Source organism: Bacteroidota bacterium, from assembly GCA_039111535.1.
In the GTDB taxonomy this organism is placed as follows: Bacteria; Bacteroidota; Rhodothermia; order Rhodothermales; family JAHQVL01; genus JBCCIM01.
Window position 1 is genome coordinate 1 of the sequence record JBCCIM010000227.1, and the last position, 9,838, is coordinate 9,838.

Genomic DNA, 9,838 nt, shown 5'->3' on the forward strand with positions numbered 1-9,838 from the left:
CTTTGTACCAGTCAAAAGTTTCTTTTAAGCCGGCAGCCAGGGCCATTTGTGGCTTAAATCCGAAATCGTGGGCGGCCTGTTCCGACGAGCAAACCCAGTATTTCGGACGGGCGAGGTCAATTTTCTTGCTGTTCAGAACTGTGACCTTCCCTGTTACTTTGGAATACAGGTCGCCCAGTTTAGCTACTGCAGCAATAATGCCAATTGGGAGATTAATCTCAAACAGCCGGCTCGACCAGATATCCGCAATATGTTTGTAGATTTGCTCCCAGGATACCGCAACTTCATTGGTGAGGAAATACGTTTTGTCTGTAGCCTGGCTGTGTTGGGCAGCATCGAGGATGCCGTTTACCAGGTCATCTACATAGATGGTGGATACATAGCTTTTGCGGTTGCCCGGATAAATTCCCAGTCCGTTTTTCAATTGTTTAAAAAGGGCGAGGAAATCGACATCCCGCGGCCCGTATACGGCAGCGGGGCGAATGATGGTATAGGGAAAAGGCAGGGAAGCCTGGGTGAGTAATTGTTCAGCTTCCAGTTTTGAGAGCCCGTAATCCTCTGCTGGAACAGGGCTTTCAGCTTCGGTTTTGGGGTTTTGGGTAGAGGCCGCAGGGCCGGCAGCTGCCTGGGAGGAAATAAGGATAAAACGCTGCAAGCCAGGATTAACCCGTTGCAAGGCGTTTATAAGATTCCGGGTTGGTAGCACGTTGCCCTGCCTGAACCCGTTCAGCGTTAGTGCTTTGGTTACGCCGGCAACGTGAAATACATGGGTTGCGTCATTGAGCGCACCAGATGATACGAGACTATCTTCGTCAGCGTAGTTGATACCAAAACTGGTGTATCCCTCGGATCGGGTTTGGCTGCCAGGATGGGAGCGTACGAGGCAGCGGACGTCGGCACCTTCGGCGACAAGTTTATTGCGCAGCATCGACCCAATGAAGCCGTTTGATCCTGTAATTACAGGTTTCATGACACTTTATTCATAAAAAGTTGTACGTAAAATCGACTTATTTGGCCTAAAAACGGACTTTAGAGCAAAAAAATGCCAGAAACCGAAAAAAAATTATAATTTGCTGTAACAGAACTGTGATACACGACACAAAAGGGTGCTTGCAGTACTGATCATGGGAATAGGGGGCTATCACTACGTGGTGGCCCCTTTTCCTGTTTAGGCCAGTTTTGGTGGTGGCTCGGCAATATACAAAACAAAAAAGGCATACTGGATAAAATCCAATATGCCAAAGTAAGTGAGCAAGTGTTGAGGGAGAAACGTATGCCTATTCCGTTGTGAGCAGGTTTACCTCCATTTCCAGACGTTGAACGTAGGCATTGAGTAGGTCTAGCGTGAAATTCCTCCCTGAGATGATGATACTATGCAGCGCGGCAGGGCTACCAACGGTAATCGTCCCGTCGCTGTTGCGCGTCCAAGACCAGTTGCGGGCGTCAATGGCTTCAATGACAGCCATTTGAAGTGAACCAGATTCTCGCCAGGGCAGGAATTCCCAATCCCATTCGATCCAATCATCGTCACCTTTCGGTCCAAAACTGATCTTTTGCTCGCCTAGACGGCACCACTGTGGTTCCAGTGCCGCCCACCTTTCAATTAGTCCAAACATAGAACTTGACAGATTGAACATTTTTTAGTGTCTTGACAGAACCTACACAGTAGACGGGCTCTACGAAAGGCACCTTTTGCTCGTCGCTGCATCTCCATTGGCGCATTCAAATGCGCCGGGCAGTCTCAGTCTTTAGTATCCATTTCGGGTAAGTATTTGCTACATTGTAGTTAGACCTGGATCGGCTTTTGTTTCATCCAAAAAAGCATAATTATGCCGACTAATGCACCTCAGGAATTTCAGAAAGCGGTTTCCGTGCTCGTAAAAGGACGCGTTCAAGGCGTTGGTTTCCGTGCATTTACGCGCCGGCATGCCATGTTACTGGGCCTAAAAGGAGAAGTGGCAAATCTGCCTGATGGTGCTGTTAAGGCCCATATTGAAGGATCAAGCGAACGGGTCAAACAAATGTTGCACCTGATCAAACAGGGGCCATCGTTGGCGCGCGTGGAAAAAATTGTAGTTTCGCCACTGAAGCCAACAGGGCGGTACAAGACCTTTGAGGTAGGATTGTATCGCCGGTAGGGTGGCGGAAAAATTCCCTACGCGGTAGCGGGGTGCAGGATTTAGCGGGGGAACAGGATGATGTCGCGCCCGGAATACCCAAATCCACTGAAGTTCACTTGAATCACAATGTCGTTTCCGTTGTGGTTGCGCAGGACACTGCCTTCAATGGTACCGGGGTTATATTCGCTATTGAGGGTGAGACTAATACGCTCTTCAATAATAGATCCTGTGACCTCGACGGCAAACTCATCGCTTGCGCCAACACGTTGTCCAGGTGTTGAAATTGTACCAGAACCAAGCACATCGCCTTTGTTACTGTCAAGGGTAAGGTCGAGATGACAGCAGTTGCCGGCCTGCGGGACCACATTGCTGGTCCAGCGACCTGTAAGCAGGTCGGTCTCATCACTCAAATTAAAAAGGTCACACCCGGTCAGGCCAAGCATGAGAAAACAGGTGAGGAAAATGCGTTTCATGGGTTAATGTGGGCTTGCTGCAATGTTGTGGTGTATCTGTAAGCCTATGCTAAAGATCGAATTCCTTTTTGCCGGATGCAAGGTAAAAACAATACTTTACACGAAAAATTAGAACGCACCCAAAGCAGGTTTGTTTAGCCATTTCTTCTACCTTGCGCTTTGGTTTTGCCACAGACTGCCGATACCCGTAAAGAATATACATTTCCAATGGTGGCAGCCGATATGCAAGATCTCATAAATCCCGAGACCAAATTTCAGTTTGGAAAGATCAAGATGATCAATGCCAATCTTGCTGAGATATTTATCAACGAAGACGTAAAGGTCGATCTGCAGATGGCCATCGAGTGCGAAGACGTGATGGATATGTTGATGCCGGGCAAATACGGGCTGTTGCTAAACGAGCGCAGTGCGTATTCTTACACTGATGAGGCCGAATCGTATTTTTCCGAAATGGACAACCTGCATGCCATGGCTGTTGTTTTGACAACCAGGTTTACAGACATCGCATCCAAGTACTTACAGTCTTTTCACGAAGAAGTGGATTGGAACATGAAAGTATTCTATGATCGGGAAAAGGCACTTGAGTGGCTGGAAGGAAAACTTATCTAATTGAACTTCGCATCCTGCAACTGGCAGGAAACACAAGGTGCAGTTGTGAATAAGGTTTGCGCTGATTGCAACCAAAACAACTGCCATGATAACCGTCTCATCGTTGCACATTTATCCCGTCAAATCTACTACTGGCCTATCGTTGACGCGTAGCGCTGTAGGTGCAAGAGGGTTGGACCACGATCGTCGTTATGCTATTGTGGATCCTGATGGGCAGATAATCACGGCCCGAGAAGCGCCGCATTTACTCGGACTCAAGGCTGCAATTGAGGAGGGGAGTGTCGTGTTAATTGATACCAAAACCCGGGAGGCCATACGTTTGGGGCAGGGCATTGGAGAGGCACAGCGTGTTGGGGTATTTGATAGAGAAACAACCGGGAAAGGGAGCACAGAAGATGTAGATGCCTGGCTTTCAGCGTATCTGGGAAGGCCTTGTCGGTTGGTTTTTATGGATGACACGATTCGTCGGCCCGTGCTGGAGCGGCATGGGGGAGAACCCAATGACGAAGTAAGTTACGCTGATCAATGCCCTATTTTGCTCATTTCCGAAGCTTCACTTGCAGATTTGAATAGCCGGCTTGACGCTCCGGTGTCCATGCAACACTTTCGTCCGAATATTGTCGTCAAAGGATGTGATGCGTTTGCTGAAGATACATGGCAACACGTAGAAATAAATGGCATTCCCTTTCGCGTAAGTCAGCGCTGCGAACGCTGTGTATTTACAACCATTGATCCCGAAACGTATGTGCCGCACAAACGGCAGGAGCCACTGCGTACCCTTGCAACGTACCGCCGGCTTCCCAAAGGGGGCGTTGGGTTTGGTGTTCACCTGGTGCCGCTTGGGGCTGGGGAAATTGTTGTTGGGGAGGGGGTGAGTTTTGAGTGAGGAGTTTTGAGTGAGGAGTTTTGAGTGAGGAGTTTTGGAGTGAGGAGTTTTGGAGCTGACTAGAGTTAAACTGGGTTGTTCCATGCTATATACGACCAGATTGGCATTTCCTGAGGATGAAGCGGCAATTATTGAGGTGGAAGTTGCTGCGAGTGCTTTATTTCTTACGGCTGGCTTTCCACCGCTGACCGGTCCGCTGGACCATTTATCGCCAGCAACGGTCCAACAGGGCGTCCGTGAATCACGGCTTTGGGTAGCTGAAAATGGGGCAAACAAGGTGATTGGATTTGCATTGGCTGGCACAGTGGACGACAATGCGCACCTGTTCGAAATTGACGTACATCCAGATCATGGCCGGCAAGGAATAGGCCGGCGCCTGATTCACCAGGTTGAAGCATGGGCGAGGGCGCAACAGCATGCCATGTTAACCTTGACAACCTTTTGTACTGTGCCGTGGAATGGTCCGTTTTACCGCCGGCTCGGGTTTCACGATCTAACGACTACGCAGATGGGTATGGACCTTTCTGCCATGCTGAGAACAGAAATTGCCGAAAACACCGTAGACTGGATGCGGTGTGCCATGGGTAAACGATTGTAATGCCATCTGATGTTGTCCTTGTTATGACGAAGCAGAACGGTTCAGGCTGGCTTCAGAGGAGAATCCATCGGGATAACGTTCTGCCAGTTTTTCAATGTTGGCTTCCATCACATCTTCCAGTTTGAGGCCGAGGTTGGTACATAGCGCAGCCAGGTACCACAACACATCGCCAAGCTCTTTTTTAAGCTTTTGCGGGTCGAGTTCATGGCGGTGAAATACGGCTTTTTTGATATGTTCACCCACTTCACCTGCTTCACCGAGTAGACCAAGTGCATTCCAGACCAGCATAGACTCGTTGTCATCCAATGGTTTTTCTGGTTTTGCTGTGAGGGTACGCGAAGCGAGTTGCTGGTAGGTGTTGGGCTGCATAAATTTTTAGGTTTTGCTTAGAAAATGAAACTGAAAAGCCGGCCAGTAATTTAGGGTAAACCGTTGTGTGACTTACATCACTGACAACGGCTGTAATTGCCTGTATCTTTGATGTTAAATGTATCCAACACAGGCACGTGTGTTTCCCCATTTCTTCTGGAGCCTTTCAATTCTTTACCAACATGCAAGCATCAATCAAACGCGTTGTTCAACTTCTTGGTCTAACAGTTCTTCTTGCAACCCTTTGGGCAATAAACCGGCCGGCTGTACCCCGGCTCCCCCCATTGAATACCGGCAATATCTATGTTTCGAGTTATGGCAATGGTACCATCGCCGTCTATGATTCTTCGGGTGTGTTTTCGCATTCCTTTACCGCTGCAGGACTTTCCGGGAGCCGTGGTGTAGTCTTCGGTCCTGGTGGGCAGATTTTTGTCGCGAGCCAGAATTCGGATGAGATCTATGCGTTTGACAAGCAGGATGCGATGCAGCGCAAGTTTACCCATGCTGAACTGGATGGGCCAACAGGCATGGCTATATCCCCGGCCAATGAACTCTATGTAGGTAGTTACAACAACGATCAGGTCGTTGTATTTAGCATGGATGGCGAATACCTGCGTTCTTTCTCCGAAATGGGCCTCAACGGTACCAATTGCGTAGCGTTTGATTCTGAAGGGTATATCTACGTTTCCAGTGCGCTTACGTCCACTATCCTGAAATTCAGTCCCGACGAAGTCTTTATCAAATCCTTTACCGCCGGCGGACTCTCGAGCCCCATGAGCATTGCGCGAGACAACAACGACGTGCTCTATGTCTCAGGCGGTGGGTCAAACAACATCATCAAGTTTGATACTTCAGGGACGGTGCTGGGAGAAATTACACACCCCGATTTACGTGCGCCTCAAGGTGTAGCTTTCGATGAAAATGGACACATGTTTTCTACGTCTTTTAGCGACGACCTGATGGTTGAATTTGATGCGGATGGCAACTACCTCCGTACCATTACTGAAGGCGGATTGATGGTGCCGCGTAGTATCGCGTTTGACCCGAAAGAAACAGCAAGCGTATCAACCGAAAGCCCAGCTGTATCGCAGGGGTTTGTGCTTGCCCCGAGCTACCCAAATCCGTTCCGCGGATCGGTCAACATCAGCTATACCTTGCCTGAAGGCGGGGCGCATATCGCTGTTGAGGTATTTGACTTGCGTGGCCGGCGTGTTGCGTCGTTGCTGCGTGGCTTCCAACCCGGTGGTACCCAGGTCTTGTTTTGGGATGGCAAAGACGCGCAAGGCAACGCACTGGGCGCCGGGGTTTATGTGTACCGGCTAAGGTCGGAGGATGTGGTGTTGTCTCGGAAGCTGCTGTTGTTTTGATAGCCGAATGCCGAATGCCGATTGTCGAATGCCGATTGTCGAATGCCGATTGTCGAATGCCGATTGTCGAATGCCGATTGTCGAATGCCGATTGTCGAATGCCGATGGAATATCCAAGAGCGAACACTGCCGCACGCTGCCTTCAGTCCGCTTCAACTACCACGGGGTGTGCCTCTGTCTTGCGTACCAACACGGCGCCAAGCCCCAGCATAAGCAACCCGATAATGCCGGGTACATACGTGCCCCAATTGGCGCCTGTTGAAAGTACAGCTCGCGCTGGATTGTCAGGGTTAACGTGAATGGAGATTTTGCTCCCTGACGGATAGGCTGCTGCGCCAGCGGCACGGGTCTCGGGCATATCGCCGTAGAGCTTGCTCGCGCGGTCGCCTTCACCTAGCGAAAACTGGGATCCGCTGTGCGACGTACCGTCGATGGTGTACCGGTAGTTGATTGCGTAGTAATATTGGGTGGTCCCCTGAACGTTTGTGCGCCTGCGCTTTTGGTTGTCAATGTACCGTTTGACCGACACGTTTTGCACAGTGCCCTCCACAATGGGCCAGCTAACGCTTTCCCGGGCTTCCTGGACAAAGATGACGCCAAAGCCAAAGAGGGCGAGGCCAATGCCGATGATGACATAGCCGGTTATTTTCTGCCGGCGAAGCTGTGCCGGGGTCAGGGGCGTCTTTTGGGGGTTATCCATTTTTCTTTCTTTTGATGAGCCAAATGGTAACGGCAATGAGCACGCCATAAATCCAGAGATCTTGCAGTCCCAGCAGTACAACGGCGATGAGCGTGACGACCACGAGGACACATAGCCCCATCAGGCCGCCAATTAACAATAATACAGCTTTAACCGGATTTTCAGCGAGCATGATTTCAAACCGGGTGCGCCGCGCCGGCTTCACCGGAGCCGGCATGGCATCTGCCAGGTCAGCGAGCTGACACAAAGCCCTGAGCCGCTTTTCCATACGGTTTGGTGTCAGTGCATTCAGGTTGCGCCGCATCCTGAAATACAGCATTTCGGGCTGTAAGTTAAACGAAATTGATTGTTCATCAACAGGTATTACCTGGCTGATTTGGGCTTTAACAGCAGGTTGAACCAGGTAACCGGCGGCCCAGGCAGGATCGTGCACGTGAATCTTCAGGTGATCATACACTTCATCTGCCGGATCGAAGTGCTGCATTTGCATGCGCTTGAGTAAAAATCGCTCTATCCCACCAAAAGAAGGTGCGTTGCCAGGCACGGCGGTGATGCGTGTAAACCGCGTAGTTGGGATTTCAATGGTAAGCTCGTGTCCGTCATAATGGCGGCGGGATACATCTTCACCGTAGTATTTGGTTTTAGCACGGGGGCCGCATGATACGGTTACCGTTCGGCCATGCAACGCGCCCGTCCAGCGCCGGCTGCTAATGAGTTTGCCAGATGCGGTGACCTCGAACCCCTGCGCACCAAACCATTCGTCAAGCAGACGATAAATAGACTTATCTGATTCAGTACTGATTTCCATTGGGCCTAAAAGAAAGATTTTGAGTGGGTTGTCTTTCTAATGGCGTAAAGGGAAGGGGAAATGAGACATGCCTGGGGAAATTACTTTCTCAGCAGAAATTAGTGATCCCGTATTGCAGTGTTCCTCACGAGAATCGCATAAAGCATATTATACCATGGATTGCCTACTTCGCGTCCTACATTTGTCAAGCGCAGGGCTTCAGACAGTGGGAATTCCGTATGGGGGTCTTGTACCGTATGAACAATTTTTCGCCATTGTAAGACTTCTATTACCGCGTATGCAGGGTCTGCCTCCGGGTATTCGTCGTGGCCAGGCCGTCGATCTGCCAAGGATACATCTATATTGAATTGAGGATGCCGGCGTTGAGCTTCTTCAAGTATAAGCCGGAGTAATTTGGTCGAGGTACTTATTTCTGGCGGATTGGTGATCCATTTGTCAAGCGATAGAAAGGTAGTCATTTCTAGTGTGTTTCACTTGGTAGAGTAGCTAGGTGAATAAAATTAATCGATGAGCCTGAAATCCACATGATAATGTTCGTCGTGCCGGACCCAGGCTTGCCGGCTGGAGAAGGGAAGGGTGTTACGCAGGACTTTGCCTGATGGCGCAGCGAATAACAACGGCTGTAGCGCCGGATCAAAGATTACGCGGTCGATGGCCAGGTTGTGTTTTGCTGCAGCTATGCGGAGCGCGGTGAGATGTAGGGCAAGGGCTTCAAAATCGATGACATAAGTGCCGTGCTCGCCGGCATTGTCAAATTCTATATTGTAGCCAAACTTATTGAAGGGTGAAGCTGGAAAAGAGGTTACGTCGCCGTGCTGATCTCTCACAGGTACCATAAAATCGACTGACAAACCATTTTGATGTGTCCTGTGGGGCGGAAATGGACCTCCGTTGACTTTACCCGTTTCTCCAATCATATAGCGCAGTTCTGGATGATTGGTATGCAATATGGCAAATGCATCCAGTATGGCATGCTGTACTTGATGGTGGACGGCTGTCCTGCCCAATAGTGCGCCCAGCCGCGCATAAGAGGTGAAATTCGGTCCACTTGTTGGAAGGCGCTTTCCGTTTTCCAGGGACCCGTTGCTGGTTGAGCCATGGCTGATGCTTTGGGCGTCACTTTGAAAACGCCGCAGGATATCATTGCCGTAGTAGAGTTCTACCAGGATCAGCACGAAAAGCAATAGCCCAGCATAAAGCCAACGATTCATATTTGTTGCGTTTTTACCCTGTGTATCACAACTTACGCACAGCATATTTTAGTTGAACAAAGCCGAAGTCGAACTGCTTTACATCCAGGCATTCTAAATGCACGTCAGCCGGCAACTCGCCAAACAGCGAAATGCCTGATCCCAGCACTACGGGGATAAGCGTCAGTATTATCTCATCTAGTAGTCCGGCCCGGAGGAATTGTTGTACCGTTGCGCCGCCATCAATATATAGATGATTGAGCCCTTTACTGGCAAACTGTTGCATCAATGCTGCCGGGCTTCCCGATAGATGATCGACGGTATCCGGCACATGCGCGGGTTTGTCGAGGGGCCGGCTGCTGAGTACGTATACGGGTGTATCACCGTAAGGCCACATACCAAACGAGAGTACCTTGTCAAACGTATTGCGCCCCATCACGAGCGCATCTATGGTTGCCATAAACGCGGCGTAGCCACAGTCTTCTCCTTCCGGTACGAGGTCATTGGCTTCGTTGAGCCAGTCGATGTTGCCATCGGGCCGGGCGATATACCCATCGAGGCTGGTTGCGATAAAAACAGAGGCTTTGGGCGTCATATGCGCAGCGTGTTGGTCGGATGAAGGTGTAACAGGTTAGATGGACAATGTATTGAGCAGGGCGTCAATATCAAGGGGACGGGTGTACATTTCAAGATCACCGTTTGCAAGCCTTGGCCACGC

Annotated in this window: 14 protein-coding genes; 5 read left to right on the forward strand and 9 right to left on the reverse strand. The window is 50.1% G+C overall.

Translation table 11 applies throughout. The features are described 5' to 3' along the window. Both AAF564_23560 and AAF564_23565 read right to left on the reverse strand, forming a co-directional pair. Nucleotides 1-970 (reverse strand): NAD-dependent epimerase/dehydratase family protein (locus AAF564_23560; GenBank protein ID MEM8488545.1); only part of this gene is annotated, 970 nt, incomplete at its 3' end. Between the two features lie 307 nt (nt 971-1,277). Further along, nucleotides 1,278-1,616, reverse strand: coding sequence for a hypothetical protein (locus AAF564_23565; GenBank protein ID MEM8488546.1), 339 nt, complete (start codon nt 1,614-1,616; stop codon nt 1,278-1,280). Between the two features lie 213 nt (nt 1,617-1,829). Between AAF564_23565 and AAF564_23570 the strand changes: the two genes are divergently transcribed. Continuing rightward, complete coding sequence (locus AAF564_23570; protein MEM8488547.1) at nt 1,830-2,138, forward strand: acylphosphatase; 309 nt, start codon at nt 1,830-1,832, stop codon at nt 2,136-2,138. 41 nt (nt 2,139-2,179) lie between these two features. Here AAF564_23570 and AAF564_23575 read toward each other — a convergent pair whose 3' ends face one another. Further along, entirely contained in the window at nt 2,180-2,593 is a 414-nt protein-coding gene (locus tag AAF564_23575; GenBank protein MEM8488548.1) for a hypothetical protein, read from the reverse strand. 222 nt (nt 2,594-2,815) lie between these two features. Between AAF564_23575 and AAF564_23580 the strand changes: the two genes are divergently transcribed. From AAF564_23580 to AAF564_23590, 3 genes are all read left to right on the forward strand, one after another. Then, on the forward strand, nt 2,816-3,202 hold the full coding sequence (locus AAF564_23580; GenBank protein MEM8488549.1) for a hypothetical protein: 387 nt from the start codon (nt 2,816-2,818) through the stop codon (nt 3,200-3,202). A gap of 85 nt (nt 3,203-3,287) precedes the next feature. After that, nucleotides 3,288-4,088: an MOSC N-terminal beta barrel domain-containing protein gene (locus tag AAF564_23585; protein ID MEM8488550.1), complete on the forward strand. Its 801-nt coding sequence runs from the start codon at nt 3,288-3,290 to the stop codon at nt 4,086-4,088. An 82-nt stretch (nt 4,089-4,170) separates the two neighbouring features. Continuing rightward, nucleotides 4,171-4,686 carry a GNAT family N-acetyltransferase gene (locus AAF564_23590; protein MEM8488551.1) on the forward strand — a complete coding sequence of 172 codons (516 nt, stop codon included), beginning with the start codon at nt 4,171-4,173 and terminating at the stop codon, nt 4,684-4,686. A gap of 21 nt (nt 4,687-4,707) precedes the next feature. Here AAF564_23590 and AAF564_23595 read toward each other — a convergent pair whose 3' ends face one another. Then, complete coding sequence (locus tag AAF564_23595; GenBank protein ID MEM8488552.1) at nt 4,708-5,055, reverse strand: nucleoside triphosphate pyrophosphohydrolase family protein; 348 nt, start codon at nt 5,053-5,055, stop codon at nt 4,708-4,710. Between the two features lie 182 nt (nt 5,056-5,237). Between AAF564_23595 and AAF564_23600 the strand changes: the two genes are divergently transcribed. Next, a complete protein-coding gene (locus AAF564_23600) occupies nt 5,238-6,422 on the forward strand; it encodes a T9SS type A sorting domain-containing protein (protein MEM8488553.1) in 1,185 nt (394 codons plus the stop codon). A 142-nt stretch (nt 6,423-6,564) separates the two neighbouring features. On the opposite strand, the gene AAF564_23605 is transcribed toward AAF564_23600, so the two are convergent. The 5 genes from AAF564_23605 to AAF564_23625 form a co-directional block, all read right to left on the reverse strand. Next, nucleotides 6,565-7,122, reverse strand: coding sequence for a DUF3592 domain-containing protein (locus AAF564_23605; protein MEM8488554.1), 558 nt, complete (start codon nt 7,120-7,122; stop codon nt 6,565-6,567). Next, complete coding sequence (locus AAF564_23610; protein MEM8488555.1) at nt 7,115-7,930, reverse strand: hypothetical protein; 816 nt, start codon at nt 7,928-7,930, stop codon at nt 7,115-7,117. The genes AAF564_23605 and AAF564_23610 overlap by 8 nt, the downstream gene beginning before the upstream one ends. Before the next feature lie 98 nt (nt 7,931-8,028). Then, complete coding sequence (locus tag AAF564_23615; protein ID MEM8488556.1) at nt 8,029-8,388, reverse strand: hypothetical protein; 360 nt, start codon at nt 8,386-8,388, stop codon at nt 8,029-8,031. A 42-nt stretch (nt 8,389-8,430) separates the two neighbouring features. After that, nucleotides 8,431-9,141 (reverse strand): penicillin-insensitive murein endopeptidase, encoded by a 711-nt coding sequence (locus AAF564_23620; protein MEM8488557.1) that lies wholly within the window; start codon nt 9,139-9,141, stop codon nt 8,431-8,433. 25 nt (nt 9,142-9,166) lie between these two features. Continuing rightward, a complete protein-coding gene (locus tag AAF564_23625; protein ID MEM8488558.1) occupies nt 9,167-9,715 on the reverse strand; it encodes a dihydrofolate reductase family protein in 549 nt (182 codons plus the stop codon). Nucleotides 9,716-9,838: the final 123 nt, after the last annotated feature.